At 58.7% G+C, this 21,271-nt stretch carries 19 protein-coding genes; 11 read left to right on the forward strand and 8 right to left on the reverse strand.

The window, feature by feature from the left end; translation table 11 throughout:
- Positions 1 to 144: 144 nt before the first annotated feature.
- On the reverse strand, positions 145 to 1,170 hold the full coding sequence (locus BCS36_RS07760) for a molybdopterin-binding protein (RefSeq protein ID WP_291302330.1): 1,026 nt from the start codon (positions 1,168 to 1,170) through the stop codon (positions 145 to 147).
- A 323-nt stretch (positions 1,171 to 1,493) separates the two neighbouring features.
- On the opposite strand from BCS36_RS07760, the gene BCS36_RS07765 reads away from it, so the two are divergent.
- The 5 genes from BCS36_RS07765 (at position 1,494) to hcp (ending at position 6,585) form a co-directional block, all read left to right on the forward strand.
- A complete protein-coding gene (locus BCS36_RS07765) occupies positions 1,494 to 1,877 on the forward strand; it encodes a DVU3141 family protein (protein ID WP_291302331.1) in 384 nt (127 codons plus the stop codon).
- Between the two features lie 85 nt (positions 1,878 to 1,962).
- Positions 1,963 to 3,513 (forward strand): polysaccharide biosynthesis/export family protein, encoded by a 1,551-nt coding sequence (locus tag BCS36_RS07770; protein WP_291302332.1) that lies wholly within the window; start codon positions 1,963 to 1,965, stop codon positions 3,511 to 3,513.
- A gap of 254 nt (positions 3,514 to 3,767) precedes the next feature.
- Entirely contained in the window at positions 3,768 to 4,457 is a 690-nt protein-coding gene (locus tag BCS36_RS07775; protein WP_291302333.1) for a Crp/Fnr family transcriptional regulator, read from the forward strand.
- A gap of 65 nt (positions 4,458 to 4,522) precedes the next feature.
- Complete coding sequence (locus BCS36_RS07780; protein ID WP_291302334.1) at positions 4,523 to 4,870, forward strand: cupin domain-containing protein; 348 nt, start codon at positions 4,523 to 4,525, stop codon at positions 4,868 to 4,870.
- Positions 4,871 to 4,959: 89 nt separating this feature from the next.
- The gene (gene hcp / locus BCS36_RS07785) at positions 4,960 to 6,585 is read left to right on the forward strand and encodes a hydroxylamine reductase (protein WP_291302353.1); all 1,626 of its coding nucleotides are present in this window, start codon (positions 4,960 to 4,962) and stop codon (positions 6,583 to 6,585) included.
- A gap of 282 nt (positions 6,586 to 6,867) precedes the next feature.
- On the opposite strand, the gene BCS36_RS07790 is transcribed toward hcp, so the two are convergent.
- Positions 6,868 to 8,040, reverse strand: coding sequence for an MltA domain-containing protein (locus BCS36_RS07790; protein ID WP_291302335.1), 1,173 nt, complete (start codon positions 8,038 to 8,040; stop codon positions 6,868 to 6,870).
- 27 nt (positions 8,041 to 8,067) lie between these two features.
- Here BCS36_RS07790 and BCS36_RS07795 point away from each other — a divergent pair, with 27 nt between their 5' ends.
- Positions 8,068 to 8,466 carry a thioesterase family protein gene (locus BCS36_RS07795; RefSeq protein WP_291302354.1) on the forward strand — a complete coding sequence of 133 codons (399 nt, stop codon included), beginning with the start codon at positions 8,068 to 8,070 and terminating at the stop codon, positions 8,464 to 8,466.
- A gap of 711 nt (positions 8,467 to 9,177) precedes the next feature.
- Here the strand turns inward: BCS36_RS07795 and BCS36_RS07800 are convergent.
- Both BCS36_RS07800 and BCS36_RS07805 read right to left on the reverse strand, forming a co-directional pair.
- Positions 9,178 to 9,414: a FeoB-associated Cys-rich membrane protein gene (locus BCS36_RS07800; RefSeq protein WP_291302336.1), complete on the reverse strand. Its 237-nt coding sequence runs from the start codon at positions 9,412 to 9,414 to the stop codon at positions 9,178 to 9,180.
- 666 nt (positions 9,415 to 10,080) lie between these two features.
- Positions 10,081 to 10,545 (reverse strand): Fur family transcriptional regulator, encoded by a 465-nt coding sequence (locus BCS36_RS07805; RefSeq protein WP_291302337.1) that lies wholly within the window; start codon positions 10,543 to 10,545, stop codon positions 10,081 to 10,083.
- Positions 10,546 to 10,953: 408 nt separating this feature from the next.
- Between BCS36_RS07805 and ahpC the strand changes: the two genes are divergently transcribed.
- A complete protein-coding gene (ahpC, locus tag BCS36_RS07810; protein ID WP_291302338.1) occupies positions 10,954 to 11,520 on the forward strand; it encodes an alkyl hydroperoxide reductase subunit C in 567 nt (188 codons plus the stop codon).
- A 537-nt stretch (positions 11,521 to 12,057) separates the two neighbouring features.
- On the opposite strand, the gene uvrA is transcribed toward ahpC, so the two are convergent.
- Positions 12,058 to 15,018, reverse strand: a complete 2,961-nt coding sequence (uvrA, locus tag BCS36_RS07815; RefSeq protein WP_291302339.1) for an excinuclease ABC subunit UvrA — start codon at positions 15,016 to 15,018, stop codon at positions 12,058 to 12,060.
- Between the two features lie 220 nt (positions 15,019 to 15,238).
- Here uvrA and BCS36_RS07820 point away from each other — a divergent pair, with 220 nt between their 5' ends.
- Positions 15,239 to 15,877: a hypothetical protein gene (locus BCS36_RS07820; protein ID WP_291302340.1), complete on the forward strand. Its 639-nt coding sequence runs from the start codon at positions 15,239 to 15,241 to the stop codon at positions 15,875 to 15,877.
- Positions 15,878 to 15,880: 3 nt separating this feature from the next.
- Here the strand turns inward: BCS36_RS07820 and BCS36_RS07825 are convergent, their stop codons facing one another.
- Positions 15,881 to 16,810 carry a DMT family transporter gene (locus BCS36_RS07825; RefSeq protein ID WP_291302341.1) on the reverse strand — a complete coding sequence of 310 codons (930 nt, stop codon included), beginning with the start codon at positions 16,808 to 16,810 and terminating at the stop codon, positions 15,881 to 15,883.
- Between the two features lie 287 nt (positions 16,811 to 17,097).
- The gene (locus tag BCS36_RS07830; protein WP_291302342.1) at positions 17,098 to 17,637 is read right to left on the reverse strand and encodes a MarR family transcriptional regulator; all 540 of its coding nucleotides are present in this window, start codon (positions 17,635 to 17,637) and stop codon (positions 17,098 to 17,100) included.
- Positions 17,638 to 17,747: 110 nt separating this feature from the next.
- Between BCS36_RS07830 and BCS36_RS07835 the strand changes: the two genes are divergently transcribed.
- Entirely contained in the window at positions 17,748 to 18,338 is a 591-nt protein-coding gene (locus BCS36_RS07835) for a cyclase family protein (protein WP_291302343.1), read from the forward strand.
- A gap of 365 nt (positions 18,339 to 18,703) precedes the next feature.
- Here BCS36_RS07835 and BCS36_RS07840 read toward each other — a convergent pair whose 3' ends face one another.
- Entirely contained in the window at positions 18,704 to 19,294 is a 591-nt protein-coding gene (locus BCS36_RS07840) for a TrmH family RNA methyltransferase (protein ID WP_291302344.1), read from the reverse strand.
- A gap of 139 nt (positions 19,295 to 19,433) precedes the next feature.
- Here BCS36_RS07840 and BCS36_RS07845 point away from each other — a divergent pair, with 139 nt between their 5' ends.
- Entirely contained in the window at positions 19,434 to 20,855 is a 1,422-nt protein-coding gene (locus BCS36_RS07845) for a sodium:proton antiporter (RefSeq protein WP_291302355.1), read from the forward strand.
- Positions 20,856 to 20,991: 136 nt separating this feature from the next.
- Positions 20,992 to 21,271, forward strand: a 280-nt coding sequence (locus tag BCS36_RS07850; protein ID WP_291302345.1) for a transposase, incomplete at its 3' end; no start/stop codon positions are given.

The raw sequence follows: 21,271 nt of genomic DNA on the forward strand, positions 1-21,271 counted from the left end.
GCGACTCCTTTATTGATGAATGCCTGTGTATATGCCGACGCGGGATATCCGCGCTCAAGGCCGTTACTGACCGGCGAATACGCCGTGCTGCTCTTCCGGAAGGCAGAGTGATACTTTGATTGCGATACCGTTACGCCCGCGTCTCTATTTGCCAAAAGGACACATGGGGTAAGTGCATTCAGGACAGCCCGAACAAAAACCGCCGTGCCCCAGGGCCGCCACGTCTTCGGGCGTGACCTTGATGCCGGCCAGCAGACGCGGCACCACCAGATCGAAAATACTGGCCTTGTGGTACATGACGCAGCCCGGCAGGCCCAAAACGGGCACAGGGCCACGCGGCCCGGCTGCATAGGCCAGAAGAAACATGGCGCCAGGATATACCGGCGCGCCATAACTGAGGACTTTCGCCCCGGAAGCGCGGATGGCCATAGGCGTTCGGTCGTCCGGATCAACGGACATGCCGCCCGTGACCACGATCATATCTGCGCCCTGATGCAAAAAATCCACAATGGCGGATGCCGTCATGGACACCTCATCACTGGTGAGGGTCTGCCCCATAACTGTGCTGCCCAGTTTGGCGAACTTTTTTTGCAGCACAGGCCCAAAGGCATCCTGAATGCGGCCGTAATACACTTCGCTGCCAGTGGTCACCACGCCCACCTTGGCGTGAGCAAGAGGCAGCACCTCCACGACGGGGCCGGTGACGCTGGCCTCCATGCGGCGCAGCTTTTCGTCTTCTATCATGAGCGGCACCACGCGTGTGCCCGCCACAGGCCGCCCCTTGGTCACAAACTGCATGCTGTGCAGCGTGGCTATGGTAATTTCGCCTAGGCTGTTGATCCTGGTCAGCGCTGGCACATCAATACGCAACAGGCCGTCACATGCGGCCAAAAGGTTGATGCGCCCTTCCTTAGGTTCTTCGGCCACAAGGTTGCTGCCCGCCGTGGCGGCCACAATGCGAGCGGCGGCGTCATTTTCATGCACCATGCCGGGGAGCGGTTCGAAAACATAAAGATGCTCCTTGCCAACTTCGAGCAGCACCTTGATATCTTCGGGCCGAACGACATGCCCCTTGTGGAAGACCGGCCCCTTGCTCTCACCGGGCACAATCCGCGTTATATCGTGACAAAGAACACTACCCACTGCGTCATGAACGTGTATGGTTTTCATACAGGGCTTTGGCATGAATTCTCCTGAAATGATGCTTAACCTGATGCTCAGATTAGGCAGATAATACCACCCTCACAACAAAATGCAAAATAAAATTCAGGATTTATAAAGTGTGGACACAATAACCAACTGGTATCTTATGTGTTACATTTTTATTTTCTCCATTTTAACAAAAAGCGTGACTATTAAATCATAGTTAAACGATATCATATCCCCCGGGAATTGACAGAGCCCGCGTTCTCTGCGACAGGGAGTGGAAGAAAATGATCCGAAATCACGTCTGATGATCATGGCGCGCCGGTCAGCCGCCGCCAGGAGTCCGCATGAACACAAACCTCGGCACGTTACGCACACAGCGCTTTCACCGGCTGGCCAACCTGGCTGCCGCCCTTCTTCTCACCCTGCCCCTGGCCGCCTGCGGCTTTGGCGAAAACCCGCAAAAGGTGGAAACGCCCCCTGGCCCTGTGGAAAACTTCATGATACTTTCCACTCCCGGGCAAACCACCGTTGTGGACGATGTACAATTCGGCCAGGGCGTAAGCGTGAGCGTTGACGAAGTCTTCACCTCGGCCAAGGGCGAAAACTGCAAACGCGGCACAGTACTGGCCGGGCAGAAGGAAGCCGAAGTGGTGGTCATCTGTCAGGACGAACAGGGCCGCTGGATCATGGCTCCCAGAGTCTGGGGACAGGGCATCTCCAAGCCGTAATTTCAACGGGGGCTGACCCCGTAACTATTGCAGGCGCGCGGCGCGGCTCAGCCGCGAAACCGCGCGTCTCATCCGTTGGAACACCATGCTGCAAAAAAACTACTTTCTCGCCATTCTGGTTCTGTTGTCCCTTTGTGGCGCAGCCCAGGCCGAAGACAACGTGCGGCCATACGCGGCCAATCTTTTTCAGGGCAATTTCGCCCACAACAAAGAAGGCTCCGTCATCGCCTCCGGCGACCGTGTGGTGGTGCGTCTGTGGGGTGGCGACCTTAACGTCGACCGCACCCTGACCGTGGGGCCGGATGGACACATGAACCTGCCCGAGGTGGGCGACATGCCCGTGGCAGGGCTTGCCTACGACAAGCTGGTCGACGCTCTGCGCAGCAAACTGGCCGCCAACGGACACCCCGACGTGCAGATCTACGCCGCCCCCCTGGACGCCCGCCCCGTGTCCATCTTTGTGACCGGCGGCGTAACCCGCCCCGGCAGCTACACCGGCGGCCCCAACGATCCCATGCTCAGCTTTCTGGACAAGGCGGGCGGCCTTGACCCTGTGCGCGGAAGCTACCGCGACATCCATCTTATGCGCGACGGAAAATCCGTAGCAAACCTTGACCTCTACCCCTTTGCCCGCAAGGGCGTGCTGCCCGCCGTGCGGCTGCAGGACGGCGACACCCTGGTGGTGGGCGAAAAAGGCCCCACAGTCACGGCCACGGGCGTAGTGCGCAATGCGGCGCTTTTTGAATTTCCCAAGGGGCAGGCCACCGGGGCGGCCCTCATCGAACTGGCCGAACCCGAAAGCCGCGCCTCGCATATCACCCTCAACGGCACACGCAACGGCGCGCCCTACAGCACATATCTGCCCCTGAAAGACCTGCGCAGCCTGCGCCTTGAAGACGGCGACAAGGTGCAGTTCATCGCCGACGCCTCGGGCAACACCATAATGGTTGAAGTCCAGGGCGCGGTGCGCGGCGCTTCGCGCTTTCCTGTCCGTCAGGGCGCGCGCCTGCGCGACGTGAAGAACTTCATTGCCGTGGAACCGGAACGCGCCAACCTTGATGCCATGTACATCAAGCGCAAGAGCGTGGCCGTCCGGCAGAAGAAGGCCATTGCCGACTCCCTGCGCCGCCTGGAAGAAACCGCCCTCACCGCCTCTTCGGCCAGCACCGAAGAAGCGCAAATACGCGCCAAGGAAGCCGAAATGGTGTCCAAGTTTGTGGAGCGCGCCAAGGCTGTGGAACCAGAAGGCGTGGTGGTGCTTGAAGGCGGCCCGGACAAGGCCGATCTGAGCCTGGAGGAAGGCGACGTCATCGTCATTCCCACCAAGAGCGACGTTGTGCTGGTCAGCGGCGAGGTCATGGTTCCCCAGGCCATGCTCTGGGCCAAGAAGAAGGATTCGGACGACTACATCAAGAGCGCGGGCGGCCTGACCAACCGCGCGGACAGCGACAAGATTCTTGTCATGCACCAGAACGGCTCGGTGACGCAGGGCGGCAGCCACATTTCGCCCGGCGACCAGATACTGGTGCTGCCCAAGGTGGAATCCAAAAGCATGCAGGCCGTCAAGGACATCTCCCAGGTGCTCATGCAGGTGGCCATTTCCGCCAGAGTGCTGCTGGGGCTGCCCTCGCTGTAACCTGCGCCCCGCACCACAAGCGATTATTGCGACAAAAAGCCCGGAAACGGGCTTTTTGTTTTGCAAGCCCCTGCAATCCTGTGAGGCGCGGGCGTGCCGTCCAAAACCAGGCCTGCCCGTTTTTGCATCCACAGCACGGTCAAGCCAAACTTAGAGGTGTGCATTTTATAGGCTTTAGTGTATACTGCCTTCAAGCATACGATCGGCAGGACGCTCCTGCGATGCCGGTTTTCTCATCAGGACGGGAAGAATACATGGATCAGGCCCTGAAAAACTGTGACCTTTTCGCGCATATGACCGCTGAAGAAGCCAGACTCTGTCTGGGGTGCAGCGGCGCTGTGGAGGAGAAGCACGGCAGGGGGGGAATGGTTTTTTGCGAAACCGATTCGCCCACCCGGCTGTTCGTCCTGCTGGAGGGCTCCGTCACGGTGGGACGCGACAGCGCCGACGGCAGACGCGCGGTCATGGCCCGTATTGACCGCCCTGGCGATCTGTTCGGCGAAGTGTATGTTTTTCTTGATCAGGCTACCTACGGCTGTAGCGTGCAGGCGGAAAGTCCTGTGCGGGTTCTGGCCATACCCGCAAAATTCTTTTATTCTACCTGTGAAAAGCGCTGCGCCATGCATGCGCAGATCATCCGCAACATGCTCTCGGTCTTTGCGCGCAAGGCCTTTTTTTTGACCCGCCGGGTATCGCTGCTGTCATCCGGCAGTCTGCGGCGCAAAATTGCCGCCCTTTTGCTGGAGCATCGCGCCCCGGACGGATCACTGACTCTGGGCATGAACCGCGAACAGATGGCTGATTTTCTGGGTGTGACCCGCCCGTCGCTTTCGCGGGAGCTGGCCGCCATGCGTGATGAGGGGCTGCTGAACATACACGGCAAGGCCATCACCCTGCCCCACCCCGAACGGCTAAAAGAATTTTACGATTATTTTGTTCCGTAACAAATGTTACGGACGCGCAGACTCCCCCTTGCTATACAGGAATCGTCAAAGCCAAGGAGGGAATCATGCAACGCTTCCTCAAAAATCTCGATTACGCCACGGCCCTGCCCCTTGCAGAGCAGGTGGCGTACCAGCCCGGGCAGATAGCCAGCAAGACCCTTGTTCAAAATGCCGCAGTAAGCATGACGCTTTTCGCCTTTGACCAGGGCGAGGAAATCAGCGCGCACACCTCCACAGGCGACGCATTTGTCCTGGCTCTGGACGGTCAGGGGCAGGTCAGCATCGATGGGCAGACCACCTTTCTCAAGGCAGGCGAAGCCATAGTGATGCCCGCCGGACACCCGCATGCCGTAAGCGCGCCCGAACGCTTCAAGATGCTGCTGGTGGTCGTTTTTCCCACCGAAAACCAATAAAACTTTTATAGCGCCGCCCGCCATGCGCGGGTTCACCCAAGCCTCCGCCGCAACGGAGCCGCAAGAAGGATACTACCATGAGTAATGCCATGTTCTGCTATCAGTGTCAGGAAACCGTAGGTAACAAAGGTTGCACCCAGGTTGGCGTATGCGGCAAAAAGCCCGAAACAGCCGCGCTTCAGGACGTGCTGATCTATGTGTCCAAGGGTCTTGGCCAGATCACCACCCGCCTGCGCGCCGAAGGCAAGACCATAGATCACAAGATCGACCAGCTGGTTGTGGGCAACCTTTTTGCCACCATCACCAACGCCAACTTTGACGACGACATTCTGGCCGAGCGCATCCGCATGACCTGTAAGGCCAAGAAGGAACTGGCCGCCACCCTTGGCGACAAGTCCGGCCTCAGCGATGCCGCCCTGTGGGATGCCGCCGACAAGTCCGCCATGCTCGCCAAGGCGGGAACCGTGGGCGTCATGGCCACCACTGACGACGATATGCGCTCCCTGCGCTGGCTCATCACCTTCGGCCTCAAGGGCATGGCCGCCTACGCCAAGCACGCCGACGTGCTGGGCAAGCATGAAAACAGCCTTGACTCCTTCATACAGGAAACTCTTGCCAAAACCCTGGACGACAGCCTGAGCGTGGGCGACCTCGTGGGCCTTACCCTTGAAACCGGCAAGTTCGGCGTTTCGGCCATGGCCCTGCTTGACGCCGCCAACACCGGCGCGTACGGCCACCCCGAAATCACCAAGGTCAACATCGGCGTGGGTTCCAACCCCGGCATCCTCATTTCCGGCCACGACCTGCGCGACCTCGAAATGCTGCTCCAGCAGACCGAAGGCAAGGGCGTTGACGTGTACACGCACTCTGAAATGCTGCCCGCCCACTACTACCCCGCGTTCAAGAAGTACGCCCATTTCAAGGGCAACTACGGCAATGCGTGGTGGAAGCAGAAGGAAGAGTTTGACAGCTTCAACGGCCCCATCCTGCTGACCACCAACTGCCTTGTGCCCCCCAAGGAAAGCTACAAGGACCGCGTGTACACCACGGGCATCGTGGGCTTCTCGGGCTGCAAGCACATTCCCGGTGAAATCGGCGAACACAAGGACTTCAGCGCCATCATCGCCCACGCCAAGACCTGCCCCGCGCCCACGGAAATCGAAACCGGCGAAATCATCGGCGGCTTCGCCCACAACCAGGTGATGGCCCTGGCCGACAAGGTCATTGACGCCGTGAAGTCCGGCGCCATCAAGAAGTTCGTGGTCATGGCCGGCTGCGACGGCCGCGCCAAATCCCGCGACTACTACACGGAATTTGCCGCTGGCCTGCCCAAGGATACCGTCATCCTTACCGCTGGTTGCGCCAAGTACCGCTACAACAAGCTCGCCCTGGGCGACATCGGCGGCATCCCCCGCGTGCTGGACGCCGGGCAGTGCAACGACTCCTACTCCCTGGCCGTCATCGCCCTCAAGCTCAAGGAAGTTTTCGGCCTTGAGGACGTGAACGACCTGCCCATCGTCTACAACATCGCCTGGTACGAACAGAAGGCCGTCATCGTGCTGCTGGCCCTGCTCAGCCTTGGCGTCAAGAATATCCACCTTGGACCCACCCTGCCCGCCTTCCTTTCCCCCAATGTGGTCAAGGTGCTGGTTGAACAGTTCAATATCGGCGGCGTGAGCACCGCGCAGGACGACCTCAAGGCCTTCCTCGGCTAGTTCCCACGGGCATTACCCGTACACGCAGAAAGGCGCGCCCCGTAAGGGGCGCGCCTTGTCATTTCTGTCAGCCAGAACAAATACTCTTTATGATGCTGTGCCGCCTGGAAGGCGCTGCCCCCAACATCTTTTCTTCCTATCAGAAAACTCTTTGCTATACGCTGCAATAGACAAAAGTTTTAGGGGGAGGGGGTGTGGGGGAGGAGACCCTTTTACAAAAGGGTCCCTCCCCCACAAAGCATTTCACCGCGAAACGTCTTGTGCGGTGATCGTAGCGCGCGCCTATTTTGCCAGCAGCACCCAGGCCGGGCCCTTGGCGTCCAGGTGGCTGGCCACAAAGTTGCCGCGCTCTTCGCCGCCGCAGAACACGTCGATACGGTTCTTTTTGATGGCTCCGCCCACGTCCTGGGCAAAGCCTATGCCGCGCAGAGGAAATTTGCCGCGCTGCTGGTCAGGTATGTTCACCCCATAGGCCACGATCGAACCAAGGGGTATGAAGGTGCGGTCCGTGGCCAGTGAAAGCCAGTCGTCCACCACCTGACCCATGGCCCCTGTGGGGCCGCGTCCGCTGTATTTGAAAAAGACGTAGCTGGGGTTATCGTTGAGTATTTCGCGCACGCGGTGGGGGTTGTCCTTGAACCACTGGCGCTGCTCAAAAATATCGCCCTGTTTGAGCAGACCTTTTTCACGCATGATGCGGCCCGAGCTTTTGTACTTGTGCCCGTTCTGCCCCGCGTAATTGACAAAGGCCTGGGTGCCGTCGTCGAAAACTAGTCGGCCTGACCCCTGTATTTCCAGAAAGAACACGTCCACAGGGTCGGCGGCCCAGGCCAGCTCAAGCCCCTTGCCTGCCAGCACCTGCTTTTCCTCAATGGTACGGCGATCATGATAGCGGCCGCGCTTGGCCACCACGGACTTGAGATCCGGCGGCAAACCGTAAATGGCCTGGGTATAGCCGGGCTTGCGCGTACGGCTGGCGCGCACCATAGGCTCATAGTAGCCCGAATACTTTATGCCGTCAGGCACCTCCACCCAGGAGAAATTGGCGAGAAAAAGCCCCGGTTCCTTGTCCAGACGGGGCAAAAGCTCCTGAAGGCGGGTGAGCGTACGCGAAAGCTCGCCCCAGGTCACGGTAAGGCCGGGCCTTTGCACGGCAACGGCGCCTTGGGGCTTGCTGTTGACATAGAGCAAAGACTTGCGCACGGTAGGAGCCATGTCCTTCCAACTGGTCAGATCCTGGTTGCCGGGCCGCAGGCAGCTCACAAAAAATTCGGGGCTTTCAAAGCCCACTGGCGGCCCCACGTATTCTGGAGCGGGAGGGGCAACTGTTTTGGCACAGGCCCCCAGCACCAGACACATGAGCAGCAATGCCGCAAACCCGCACCTGCGGACGCCCGGCTCCTGGATCGGCTCCGGTGCGCACGGCGCATATACATAAGGAGATTTCTCGTGCATGACGCTTTTCCTACCCCTGATATCTGGATGCCCCACCGCGTCTCTTATGGAGAAACGGACACGATGGGCGTTCTTTATTATGCTGAATATCTGCATCTTTTCGAGCGCGCCCGTGGCGAATACATTCGCCGTTGCGGCATGAGCTACGCTGAAGTTGAAAAAAGGGGCCTTATTTTGCCCGTTCGTGAAGCGCAGTGCCGCTACCGTTCACCGGCCCATTATGACGATCTTCTTCTGGTGCGCGCAGGCATCAGCGAGTGGACCCGGGCCTCCATGCGCTTTGTATATGAGATATGGAACGAGGACAAGACGCGCCTGCTGGCCACAGGAATGACCCAGCATGCGCTGGTAAACAAGGAAGGCCGCCCTATTCCGGTGCCGGACTGGTTCAGAAACCTGAGCTTTTCAGACAGCCAGGACAAATAACTATTAAAAATATATCTTCGCCGAGACTGACGCAACGTGGAATGCTTTGTGGGGGAAGGGTTGGAAAGCTTTGTGGGGAAGGGACCCTTTTGCAAAAGGGTCCCTCCCCCACGCCCCCTCCCCCTACAACTCTTATTGCCTGGTAAGCATAGTGCAAAGAGAGTTGTAGTCTGGGGCGAGGGTTCCAGAGCCAGCGCCTTCCAGGCGTCACACCATCTCAAAGGTTGCCCGCTCCGTCGGCGGCCGCGAGTCGCAAGCACATGCCTTGTCGTTGCCGCAGAGCCTTGCGCAAAGGCGATGCGGCTCGGCAAGCCCACAACCACTTTTTCGCTTATGAGCGGCCACCGCTTCTTGCTCCAGCCCCAGTCCTACGGCCTTTCCAGCCATCCCTCGCGCGGCAACGCCACAACCGCATGGTGTGGACATCAGCCCGGCACGCATGCGCAACAATCAAAACCATCCGCTATGCAGGCGGTTTTGGGTTACCAATAATGACAGCCCCGGAGAAAACTCCGGGGCTGTACTATCTCGCTGTTTGACGCTGCACAACCAGGCCAGGCAGCGAGCGGAGGGGGCTATGACAATGGGGGGGCCGGACTCTACCAAGGGAGCAAAACCAGACGCCGAAAGCATACCTCGTATTCGGCCGGGATGGAGGCCATAACGGGCGTTCCTGCGTCAGGCATCATCGGCAAATTCCTTACAGGCTTTTTACGTATCTTTTCGATTACCGGGATTGATACGGGTGGCTTCCAACCGCTGGGCTTCCGCAGTCGATTCCGCGCCTTTTGACGGGCAGCAGGCCATATCCTTGGGTTTGCCGGGGCTGCCGCAGCCGTCGCAACCGCAGCCGCACTGGCCTTTATTTACCGCCCGAACCATGCGGCGAATAATAAAAAATGCCGCACCCGCAATGCAAAGCGCCACGACAATCAATTGTGCGTCCATGTGAATCACCTCATGACTGAATACTGCGCCTGACGAAAATGAATGTCAAGTTCGCTAGGGGCATATACAGCTACATTTTCATACGCAAGCAGTATTATATACACTTTGGGTAACTGCCCTCCTTTTCTCTGACAAAAAAAGCAGGAGAAAGGCGAAGCAGAAAAAAGGCGAAACAGACCTGATTATTTTTGAGAGGCTTCATGCTTTAACTGCTCATTCTGCCACAAACTGCGATTGTCGGCAGAATACATGCCACATTGCGGCACGCTGCGCTCTCGTGCAGCGCTGGAGCATACACCCTTTTCAAAGGCCCAGGCTCTGATGGCCCGCAAAACAACAAAGCGCAGAGCACTTTGAGGGGAGCTCCACGCAACGTTTGCATCACGCCAGTTATGCACGTGCAAATGAATAGAGCAGCGTTATTTTCGCGGCAGCCCGTGGCAAGCCTGCGAGCCGGACGCGCGGCGAAGCGGCTGCATGTAAGGCTGTGCCGTGCGCTGTTGACTTTTTGTGCAGTTCTAACGTTACACAGGTTGACTTCTTGCGCCGTCCCGTGGTCACAACGCCCGAAGCATTTTCAGCTCTGGCCGCCGGGCACAAGAAATACGGGGCGCTCCCCGGGGCTGCCCCCGCAGACACCCGCGAGTCTTTCAGATCAAAGACATCCTAGCTGTCCTTTTCGGCAGCCTCGGCGCGGCAGGTTTCGCACAATCCATAAAGATTATGCACATGCCCCCGCAGCTTGAATCCATATTTTTCAGCCAGTTCGCGCTGTAATTTTTCAATGCGTGGGTCGCATATCTCCACAATTTTTCCGCACTGCAGGCACACAAGGTGGTCGTGGTGGCTGTCGGGCTTGGCCACTTCGTAACGGGTGATACCGTCGCTGAAGTGAATTTCCATAGCCATTCCGGCATCACAGAGCAGCTTCAGGGTCCGGTATACTGTGGTTTGCCCGATACCAGAATCACGTTGCAGGATATGCTGGTAAAACTCTTCAAGCGAATGGTGGCCCGGCAGTTCAAAAAAAGCTTCGGCGATAATGCGCCGTTGCGAGGTGGTGTTCAGGCCCTTGCGGTTCATGAACTCCAGAAAGTCCGCCAGGCAGGCGTCACGCTGTTTTGCTGTCATAATTGCCTACCCCCAGATCCATGCTAAAATATTTTTTCGGTTCGCGCCACGTAAAACAGGTACTGTTTTTTGACGGACCCGCTTTTGACCTCAGACTAGAGCCTTATTTGTGACGCACTTTCAGGCAAAAAGCAATGGATTACAGATGTCTGTTCAGGCTGGACATCCCGTAATACCTACAAAGCGCGGCCTTTTTGCCCCCGCACCCGAGAAGGCTTACACAAATGGGAAGGTAATTTTCCACGTTCCAGAACGGGCTGTTCTCTGCTACACGTAATTCAGATCCAGCCTTCCAAGAATTTTTCTCATTTGCTTGACAGGCATAATAAGATTGAATACTGTTTTCAAAAAGAGAAACCCCACTTGCTGCCGGACGACGCAGCCGTCCGCCAAAATAAGGAAACCATCATGTCAAATCTGATCAACAAAAAAGTGGAACCCTTCTCAGTTCAGGCATACCAGGCTGGCGAACTGAAAACCGTCTGCGACCTTGACCTGCTGGGCCACTGGTCTGTCTTCTTTTTCTACCCGGCGGACTTTACGTTCGTGTGCCCCACAGAACTTGAAGACCTGGCAGAAATGTACGACGACTTCAAGAAGCTCCATTGCGAAATTTATTCTGTTTCCTGCGACAGCGCCTTTGTGCACAAGGCCTGGGCAGACGCTTCGCCCAACATCGCCAAAGTCAAATACCCCATGCTTGCAGACTGCGCAGGCACACTGGCGCGTTCTTTCAACGTGCTCATTGAAGAAGCCGGTCAGGCGCTGCGGGGCAGCTTTATTGTGAACCCCGAGGGCATTATCAAGGCGTATGAAGTGCATGACCTGGGCATCGGACGCAATGCCGAGGAACTGCTGCGCAAGCTTGAGGCCGCCCAGTTTGTGGCCGAACACGGCGACCAGGTGTGCCCTGCCCGCTGGAAGCCCGGCAAAGCCACCCTGAAGCCCGGCCTTGATCTGGTGGGCAAGCTCTAGGGAAACGAAATAACTGCGCGTTTCCAGAAGGCTCTTTAATCAGTGCTTCCCTAGCCCTCTTTGTTTTCTCAGCCCCATAACCTCCGTTCCTCCTCCTCGTGCTTGAGCTTCTAACCGAAACCACCCGCAAATTGCGGGTGGTTTCTTTTTGCTGACAAGCACGGATGCGGGGGGAAACAGCGTACGACTATCGACTGTGTTGGCCGACGGTCTTGGCCGACGGCCCGATAACTAGACCCCAGGGACGACTGGCCGCCCCGAGCGATGGCGTAACGTCTGAAAGCCTCTGTATCCGAATCAGATTAGCACAGAAATGCGTCACATTTCAATGTTGTCATCTACACCACGTTGCGGTGCGCTGCACTTTCGCGCAGCGTCAGAGCATGTAACCCCTCGTTCCAGATCAGAAAACTCTTTGTACTATGCTACAATAAAAATTTTAGGGGCTGGGGGCGTGGGGGAGGGACCCTTTTACAAAAGGGTCCCTCCCCACAAAACATTTCACCCTCACCCACAAAACCCTCCAACGTGACGGGCCTAGCTGGTGCGCCTCTTGATCCTGTCCAGACGTTCCTGCATGAGAAACTGCCCGGTTACGGAGTTGGGGTCGGCCACAATGGCTTCCGGCGTTCCGGCCGAAACGATCAGGCCGCCGTTTTCGCCGCCGCCCGGCCCCATATCCAGCACATGGTCGGAAGCGAGGATCATGTCCGTATTATGCTCAATGACCACCACGCTGGCTCCCCTGTCCACCAGGGCGTGCAGCACCTTGATGAGCTTGCCCACCTCGTGCATGTGCAGACCGGTGGTGGGTTCGTCCAGAATATACATGGTGCCCGGCAGCGAGCGTTTGCCCAGCTCGCGCGAGATCTTGATACGCTGGGCCTCGCCGCCCGAAAGCGTGGTGGCGGGCTGCCCAAGCCGCAGGTATTCCAGGCCGACCTCTTCCAGCACGGCAAGGCGGCGCTCCAGCGCCGGATAGTTCTGAAACAGGTCTCTGGCCTGGCTCACGGTAAGGTTGAGCACCTCGGCGATGTTCAGCCCCTTGTAGCGCACCTCAAGGGTTTCGTGGTTGTAGCGCTTGCCCTTGCACACGTCGCAGGTAACGTAAACGTCCGGCAGAAAATGCATTTCCACCCGAATCTGCCCGTCGCCGCCGCAGGCTTCACACCGGCCCCCGCGCACGTTAAAGCTGAACCGACCCGGCTTGTAGCCGCGTTTGCGGGCATCCTGCGTCATGGCGAAGATATTGCGAATCTCGTCGAATATCTTGGTATAGGTAGCCGGGTTGGAGCGCGGGGTACGCCCGATGGGCGTCTGGTCAATGGCCACGATGCGCTCGATGGGGGCAGCGCCGTCTTCATAGGCCAGACCGCCGATGGCGCCGGGCTGGTCCACACGCAGACCCAGGTTCAGGGCCAGATGCTTATACAGCGTGTCCACCACCAGCGAGCTTTTGCCGGAGCCGGAAACCCCGGTTACGCAGGTCAGCACGCCAAGGGGGATGCGGCATTCCACATTGCGCAGATTGTTGGTGGTCACATTATGCAGCACAAGCCAGCCCTGCGGATCACGCCGGGCGTCCGGCAGGGCAATGGTGTCGTCCCCGCGCAGATAGCGGGCCGTAAGCGTATTGGCCTTGGAAAGCAGGTCGTCAACGCTGCCCTGAAACATAATGTCGCCGCCGTGCGAGCCCGAACCGGGGCCAAGCTCGATGACAGTATCGGCCTCGCAGATGGTGGCCTCGTCGTGTTCCACCACCAGCACGGTGTTGCCCCGCGCCTGAAGCGAACGCAGCGTGCCCAGGAGCCGCTCATTGTCGCGCGGGTGCAGCCCGATGGAAGGCTCGTCCAGAACATAGGTCACGCCCACAAGGCCGGAGCCAAGCTGGCTTGCCAGACGGATGCGCTGGGCCTCGCCGCCGGAAAGGGTGGACATGGACCGCCCAAGGGACAGGTATTCCAGCCCCACGCTGCGCATGAAGGACAGACGGTGCGTCAACTCCTTCATGAGCGGCTCGGCTATGACCACATGGCGGCCCGAAAATTCGCGCTTGTCCAGCCATTCCAGGGCGCGCTCCACCGAAAGATTGCAGAAGGCCGCGATATTGAGGTCGTCCACGCGCACTGAAAGCGCGTTGGGGTTGAGGCGTGCGCCCTTGCAGTCGGGGCAGTCCATAGTCTGACGGTAGCGCGAAAGGGCCTCGCGCCAGGCGTCGCCGTACTGCATGCCGCTTTCCAGCAGGGGGATGACGCCGGGCCAGCGCTTGTCATTGACGCTCACGTCGCCCGTGCTTCTGGCGGCGGTGAAGTGCTCGCTCTGATAGTCGCCCCCGGCCCCAAGGGCCACGTTGCCGCCCATCCAGTTGCGGCGCAGCCCCAACGACGAACGCGCGGGCCTGCCCTTTTCGTCCTCGCCGTAAAAAAGCGCGGCCAGGGCGTCTTCAGAAAATTCTTCCAACGGCGTGGACAACGTGAATTTGAAGCGCTTGCCAAGGGCCTTGAGCGCGCCTTCATAGCGGCTGAACATCTTGTCCGTGGCCCAGGGCAGAAGCACGCCAGTATTCAGCGAAAGCCCCATATTGGGCGCAATGAGCCGTGGCTCAAAGTAGTCCACACCGCCAAGGCCCACGCAGCGCGGGCAGGCCCCCTGCGGCCCGTTGAAGGAGAAAAGCTGCGGGCTCGGCGCTGGCAGGGAAATGCGGCAGTGCGTGCAGACAGAGGAGGTGGAGTGCGTGGTATCGGCCTCTTCACCCGCAGCCGCCTTGTCAGGCAGATGCACCACAAGGCGGCCTTCGCCATAGCGCAGGGCCAGTTCCACCGAGTCGGCCAGGCGACCCCGGATGCCGTCCTTGTTCACCAGGCGGTCCACCACAAGATCAATGCTGTGCTTTTTGTTCTTATCCAGGGTGGGCACGTCATCCAGGGTGCAAAAAACGCCGTTGACCCGCACACGGGCAAAACCCTCGGCCTTGAGCTTTTTGAACTTGTCCTGATGCGTGCCTTTTTGCAGCTCGACCAGTGGAGCCAGCACCATAAATTTGGAGCCCTGAGGCAGGGCCAGAATGTCTGAAATAATTTCGTCCGCAGCGCGCGCCTCAATGGGGCGTCCGCACTGGGGGCAGTACATGCGGCCAAGCCGGGCGAAAAACACGCGTAAAAAGTCGTAAATTTCCGTCACCGTGCCCACCGTGGAACGCGGGTTGCGCGAGACGCTCTGCTGCTCAAGCGAGATGGCCGGGGAAAGCCCTTCGATCTTTTCCACGTCAGGCTTGTCCATCTGGGGCAGAAACTGACGCGCGTAGGCAGAAAGAGATTCCACGTAGCGGCGCTGACCTTCGGCATAGACAATGTCAAAAGCCAGCGTGGACTTGCCGGACCCGGAAGGCCCGCAAATGACCACCAGCTCATCGCGCGGTATGTCCAGACTGATGTCTTTGAGGTTGTGTTGCCGGGCCTTTTCAATATGGATGCAAGGTTTTTTGGTGCTGGTGTTCATGTGGGCATATGTAAGCGTGCTGGGCCCGGTTGGCAAGATGGCCCGACCCCATTGAGCCACCCTGTACCAGTGAAGACTGCGCCAATGGCGCGATTTTGATGCTGAAACAAAAGTTGAGAACTGTTCTCAGCTCTGCGTGGACAAAAAATCGTAAAGGCGGTATAAATTTTTTTACGAAACGCAGGCCCATCAAACCGTCCTGCGACAGGGAGCACATACTATGGTTTACTACTGCGCACGCACGCTCTTTCTTGCCCTGGCTCTTGTTGTCGTTTCCGCTCTGGCCTTACAGCACGCGCCTGCCGTGGCGGCCGCGCCCGAACGCAACGCGCGGGAATTTTTTACAAGCCTGCCTGAGAGCATTTTTGAAAATACCCCTGAAGGTCTGAGTCCCGCCGAAAAACAAAAGCTGCTGGCCAACGGGCAGTCCGATTTTTGGGAAATAGCGGGCGAAACTGAAGACATCATGGTTTTCGCCAATCTGCCCTTTCATGACATTGCGGTAGCCCTGCGCCTTTTCCGGCACACCAACGACTCGTCGGTGGACGCGGCCATAGGCACTCTGGGCGGTTCGGTCTGCACGGTGGAACTGTGGCGGATGGACGCCTCCGGCCGTCTGGTTCCCGTGGACACGCCGCCGGAACCCGCTGTTGAGGAATTCTTGGGCAAAGATCAGAAGCTGCCGCCGGACGTGCAGGCCACTGTCATGATATGTCTGGGCCTTGGCGGACTGCGCGCGCAGCCCCTGTTCTGGACCAGCACCGGCATGGCCCACGTGCCTGTGGCCTATGACATCGGCTACCAATGGAACGGCAAGCGCTTTGAAAAGTACGTGCAGCCGGTCAACGACGCGCAGTAGGCATCAGGGGCGCAAAGCCGTGCATTTCACGCCGTCGGCGGCGCTTGTTGCCCCGCCCGGCCCGCCTTTTGCCCCTCCTGCCAGCGTGAACAGCAGCAGCGAGGCCAGGATAATGCCGCCGCCCACAAAGGTGGACAGTCCCGGCAGGCCTCCTGTCACCACATATTCCAGCAACAGCGCCAGAAACGACGTCAGGAACATGTAGTTGGTCACAAGGCTTGTGCGTGGAGCTAATGACAATGCCTTGCCCCAGCACAGATAGGCCGCGGCGCTTGGAAAAACGCCCAGAAAGCAGAGCAGCAAGAGCGCGCGGGCAGGCGCGACCCGAACCTGATCCAGCGCATCGGGCAAAAAATACAGCAAGAGCGCCGTGCCGGTAAAAAAGCTCCATGCCGTAATCTGGAGCGCGCCGTACTTTCGTGAAAGCCCGCGTTGCAGAATGTTGTACAGGCTTACCAGCAGCGCGGCCAGCAGCACCCAGGCAATGCCCGGAGCCACCACAAAGGACTGCCCCCCGCCATTCATGACCACGACGCCGCCAAAAGCCAGGGCCAGGGCGCACCAGCGCAGGGCCCGCAGCTTTTCTCCAAAAGCCAGGCGGGCCAGTACGGCGGTGATGATGGGCGTTGTGGAAATGACGATGCAGTTGGTGGTGGGGTTCAGTGTGACCGAACCCAGGTTGAAGGCCAGCATATACAGCGTAAAACCGCACAGCCCCGAAAGGATAAACAGCGGCAAATCCCTGAGGCGCGGCGCGGGGATGCGCCCCAGAGCGACCACGCAGCCAAAGGTCAGCGTAGCCACGCCGCAACGCAGCAGCCCCAGCGCGCCCGGTGAAAAGAATTCCAGGGCCAGCTTGGTGAACACATAGGCCGTTGACCACAGCATAACCGTCAACAGCGCATAAACCTGACTGCGTAACGCGGCCCCCATACTTTCCCCCCACGCCCCCTGGCTCCGTTGATGGTCTCTGACGCCACGTTACGCGTCGCGCTCCACAGCCGTCACCCTGAGGGCGACAATCCAGATCTCGCGCTCTTCACAACCACTGGCGCAAGCCATACTGACCGCAGCAGGGCCGGGCGCAAGCCGGGCAGCCATAAGCTTGTGCCGGGCGCGAATAGTGTCGGGTGCGAATCGTGCCGGACGCAAGCCGGGCTGGGCTCAAACAGGGCCCGAGCCCTGCCTGCAGGCGCGAAAAATCCTTTTCCACGAACCACTCAGTTTCTGTGGCCCTGCACAGTGCCAGCCGCCAGCAGGGCCGTGGCATTGATCCGCACCTGCCTGTTGGCCTCGCCCAACGCTTCAGCCGCATACGCCAGCATACGTGCAAAATGCTCCAGATCTTCCTGAGGGCTGGCCTTGAGCCGTTCCCACAGCAGGTCTTCAGCCAGACTGTGCAGCATGCGGTGCAAGTCCGCCGCGCGCTGCCCCTTGGCCGTCAGTTCATAGAGCAGGCTTTTTTTGTCGCCGGGAACCTTGCGCGGCTCCACAAAGCCGCCCACCTGCAGCCTCGCCGCCATCTTGGAAACCCCGCCGCGCGTCATGCCCAGCTTTCTGGCGGCGGTGACGCCGTTGAGCGGCCCCTCTTCGGCAATAAGCGCAAGAAAATGCATCTCGGTCAGGATCAGCCCCGCAAGCCCCTCGCCGCCAAGGCTGTTCCCGACCTTGTCAAACAGGCCGTTAACCTCTTCCATACGCTGTGAAAGCCCCAAAATGCCGCCGATAACGCGCGACTTCAACTGCTCTTTTTCTGACATGACAGGCCACCCAAGTTTTTTCTATGAGCAGTGTACCATTTTTTTGTTGACTGGGAAGCAAAGTATTCTTAAATTGTTTCTTAGGAAACAATTTAACCCTTGAGGGTAGCATGTATATTGACCTGAGCCTTCCATTGACCAAAAAAATGTTTGACGACCTGGCCGCCGCCACCAGCACGCGGCCCCATCCCGCGCTGGAGCTTTTCGGCCATGTGGGAACCCACCTTGACCTTATGGGCAAGCCCTGGCCTCAGGAATACTTTGCACGTTCAGGCCGTGCTTTTGACGTGCGCCATATACGCGGACGCGACATTGAACCGGGCGACCTGCCCGTGGACGCCATCCGGGCCGGTGAATTCGTTTTTCTGCGCACCGGCGTGCTGGAGGAACATGCCTACGCCAGCAGGGACTACATCCATGCTCCCGTGCGGCTTTCGTGGAATCTGCTGGAAACGCTGCTGCAAAAAAAGGTCGCCCTGATTGGCGTGGACTGCGTCGGAGTGCGCCAGTCGGAGGAGCACAAGAAAGCCGACCTCCTTTGTGCGGAAGCCGGCGCGTTTGTGGTGGAGAACGTGTACAATCTTGAAGCCCTGTGCGAAACCGCAGGCGCAACAGCCTTTATGGTCAGGACGTTTCCCCTGCGGCTTGAGGATGCCACCGGCCTGCCCTGCCGCATCGTGGCCGAGTTTCCGGACGCATAAGGGCGTGGCCCGCGACAAAAAGCGCCGTCCTCCGGAAAGGGGATTTCCTCGGAGGACGGACGCCAGAGTAGCTTCAAAACAATATCGCGCTGGGACTGTGGGCGCGGGCGCTTGCCGTTAAGGGCGTGCGGCCTGGCTCTGCGTGCTGGCGCCTACGGCATAGGCTCTGGCTATGCGCGCGGGCACGCGCGGGCCAAGCGTTGGTTATCCGCGACGGCGCTGCAGCGTAACTGGTTATCCGCCGCCGTCAGACGCCGTTACGGGCGCGCATACCCGTTGCGAATGCCTGTTTGCAAAAGCCTGTTCGCAAAAGCGCTCAGCCCTACTGGAAGCATGCGCGGTCGCGTCCTGCCTTCCTGCTTTTCCTACTTTTCCAGCCATTCTTCCATCTTGGCCTCCAAAGAGGCCGCATCCATGCGTGGCGCGCCGTACATTCTCGCCGCCTCGCGCTGGCGGGCGGCTTCGGACAGAATGATGGCCGCCGCCACCGAGACGTTGAAGCTCTGAATCATGCCATACATGGGGATATAGAGCTCGCCGTCAGCCAATTTGAGCAGACCCTCTTCAACGCCGCTGTGTTCGTTGCCCATAATCACCGCCGTGGGACGGGTGAAATCCCATTCCCTCATGGGTCTGGCCGTGGGCGAACAGGATGTGGCAAGCACCTGCATGCCCTGCCCGTGCAAGCTCGTCATAAGCGCTTCGCTGTCTTTATGGCGTACGCTCTCCACCCATTTGCGGGCCGAAGCCGAGGTCTTGCGCCCAAGCACGGGAAAAGGGGTATTTGTGTAATACAGATTCACCCGGCTGACGCCAAAGGCGTCGCACGAGCGATAGATGGCCGACACATTGTGCGGATCATGAATATTCGCCAGTACCAGAGTAAGGTCGGGCTGGCGGTGGCTCAGCACTTCAAGCAGGCGGGCCTTGCGTCTTTCCGTGGGTTCCTTGGGCATGAGGTCTTCCTTTGCTGTTCTGTTCAGGCCTTGTTATTTCTCAAAAAAAACTGCTCCAGGCAAGCTCATTGTCTCCATGGCGTATTCAATATATATTACTGGACTCTCATGCCTTCTGGATACACGCTGGAGTCTCATGATGCATATTCGAGCACTACTTTTCGCGCTATGGCTGCCCTTCTGCCTGCCCACCGCCGCACTGGCCGCCCAAGGGCATCCCACGCTGCCGGGCATCGGGCTGGATGCCCTCTGGACCATCCCCTTTGCGTGCATGCTGCTGTCCATAGCCGTCATGCCCCTTGCCGCCCCGCACTTCTGGGAGCGGCATTTCGGCAAAATTTCCGTATTCTGGGGGCTGGCCTTTCTGCTGCCCTGCGCCTTCGCGTTCGGCCCCTCCGTGGCCTTGTACGAGCTTGTGCACATCATTATTCTTGATTACATCCCATTCATCATTCTGCTGTTTTCTCTTTTCACGGTGGCTGGCGGCGTGCGCCTTACGGGGTCGCTCACAGGCACGCCCCTGGTCAACGCCGGGATTCTGGCCGTGGGCACAGTCCTTGCCAGCTGGATGGGCACCACAGGGGCGGCCATGCTGCTCATACGCCCGCTGCTGCGCGCCAACGCCCACCGCCGCTACAAGGTGCACAGCGTTGTGTTCTTCATTTTTCTTGTGGCCAATATCGGCGGCTCACTGACGCCCCTGGGCGACCCGCCGCTGTTTCTGGGATTTCTGAAAGGGGTCAGCTTTTTTTGGACAACCACCAACCTTTTTCTGAAAACCGTTCTGCTTTCCACCGTCCTGCTGCTCATCTACCTTGCGCTTGATACCGTACTGTTTACCAGAGAAGGCAAGCCCCTTCCCGCGTGTTCGCAGGAGGGCGCTACCGAAAAACTGGGGCTTGAGGGCAAGGTCAACCTGCTGCTTCTGGCTGGAATTATTCTGGCGGTGCTGCTGTCTGGCCTGTTCCGCCTTGGCACGGCGACAGAGATATACGGCGTGCCCCTTGAAGGACAAAATATTGCGCGCGACCTTGCGTTGCTGGCCCTGGCCTGGCTGTCGCTGCGGCTTACCGACCCTGCCAGCCGAAAAGCCAACGGATTTTCCTGGGCGCCCATTGAAGAGGTCGCCAAACTTTTTCTGGGCATCTTTGTAAGCATGATTCCGGCCATAGCCATTCTGAAAGCCGGAACAGACGGCGCGCTCGCGGGCCTCATTCAGCTTGTTTCCAGCAACGGCCAACCCGACAACGCCATGTACTTCTGGCTCACGGGCGTGCTCTCAAGCTTTTTGGACAATGCGCCCACCTACGTGGTCTTTTTTAACACCGCCGGAGGCGATGCCCAAACACTCATGCGCGACGCCCCCGCCACCCTTGCCGCCATATCGGCGGGGGCCGTGTTTATGGGAGCCAATACCTATATCGGCAATGCCCCCAACTTTATGGTGCGGGCCATAGCCGAAAACCAGGGCGTGCGTATGCCAGGCTTTTTCGGCTATATGCTCTGGTCCGGCTGCGTGCTGCTGCCCCTTTTTCTGCTGCTCACATGGCTGTTTTTTTAGGATGCTGTTATTGGGGAATACTTTGTGGGGGAGGGACCCTTTTGTAAAAGGGTCCCTCCCCCACGCCCCCTCCCCCTAGGTTGTGTCTACACGAGTTTTTGGTTATAAGAGAGCACCATATGCGGAGGGTGCTTCCATGAAAAACGTACAGCGGCGACACGACTTATCCGATGAAGCTTGGGCTCTCCTGGAACCCCACCTGCCCGGACAAAGCGGGCAATGGGGTGGAATAGCAAAAGACAACCGTTTGTTTATTAACGCCGTTTTTTGGATATTGCGCACTGGAGCCCCGTGGCGCGACCTGCCTCCTGAATACGGGAGATGGGGAACTGTGCATCAGAGATTCATCCGTTGGCGCGACAAGCGAATATGGGAAAGACTTCTTGAAATACTGATTGATGAGCCTGACTTTGAAT

This window comes from Desulfovibrio sp. MES5, assembly GCF_002237645.1.
GTDB lineage: Bacteria > Desulfobacterota > Desulfovibrionia > Desulfovibrionales > Desulfovibrionaceae > Desulfovibrio.

Coding starts and splice junctions, on each gene's coding strand:
- BCS36_RS07775 (WP_291302333.1), top strand. CDS start 3,768: ATGGATCAGGCCCTGAAAAACTGTGACCTTTTCGCGCATATGACCGCT.
- BCS36_RS07770 (WP_291302332.1), top strand. CDS start 1,963: ATGCTGCAAAAAAACTACTTTCTCGCCATTCTGGTTCTGTTGTCCCTT.
- BCS36_RS07840 (WP_291302344.1), bottom strand. CDS start 19,294: ATGCCCAAGGAACCCACGGAAAGACGCAAGGCCCGCCTGCTTGAAGTG.
- BCS36_RS07805 (WP_291302337.1), bottom strand. CDS start 10,545: ATGACAGCAAAACAGCGTGACGCCTGCCTGGCGGACTTTCTGGAGTTC.
- BCS36_RS07780 (WP_291302334.1), top strand. CDS start 4,523: ATGCAACGCTTCCTCAAAAATCTCGATTACGCCACGGCCCTGCCCCTT.
- BCS36_RS07830 (WP_291302342.1), bottom strand. CDS start 17,637: ATGTCAGAAAAAGAGCAGTTGAAGTCGCGCGTTATCGGCGGCATTTTG.
- BCS36_RS07795 (WP_291302354.1), top strand. CDS start 8,068: ATGCCCCACCGCGTCTCTTATGGAGAAACGGACACGATGGGCGTTCTT.
- BCS36_RS07845 (WP_291302355.1), top strand. CDS start 19,434: ATGCATATTCGAGCACTACTTTTCGCGCTATGGCTGCCCTTCTGCCTG.
- ahpC (WP_291302338.1), top strand. CDS start 10,954: ATGTCAAATCTGATCAACAAAAAAGTGGAACCCTTCTCAGTTCAGGCA.
- BCS36_RS07800 (WP_291302336.1), bottom strand. CDS start 9,414: ATGGACGCACAATTGATTGTCGTGGCGCTTTGCATTGCGGGTGCGGCA.
- uvrA (WP_291302339.1), bottom strand. CDS start 15,018: ATGAACACCAGCACCAAAAAACCTTGCATCCATATTGAAAAGGCCCGG.
- BCS36_RS07760 (WP_291302330.1), bottom strand. CDS start 1,170: ATGAAAACCATACACGTTCATGACGCAGTGGGTAGTGTTCTTTGTCAC.
- BCS36_RS07790 (WP_291302335.1), bottom strand. CDS start 8,040: ATGCACGAGAAATCTCCTTATGTATATGCGCCGTGCGCACCGGAGCCG.
- hcp (WP_291302353.1), top strand. CDS start 4,960: ATGTTCTGCTATCAGTGTCAGGAAACCGTAGGTAACAAAGGTTGCACC.
- BCS36_RS07765 (WP_291302331.1), top strand. CDS start 1,494: ATGAACACAAACCTCGGCACGTTACGCACACAGCGCTTTCACCGGCTG.
- BCS36_RS07825 (WP_291302341.1), bottom strand. CDS start 16,810: ATGGGGGCCGCGTTACGCAGTCAGGTTTATGCGCTGTTGACGGTTATG.
- BCS36_RS07835 (WP_291302343.1), top strand. CDS start 17,748: ATGTATATTGACCTGAGCCTTCCATTGACCAAAAAAATGTTTGACGAC.
- BCS36_RS07820 (WP_291302340.1), top strand. CDS start 15,239: ATGGTTTACTACTGCGCACGCACGCTCTTTCTTGCCCTGGCTCTTGTT.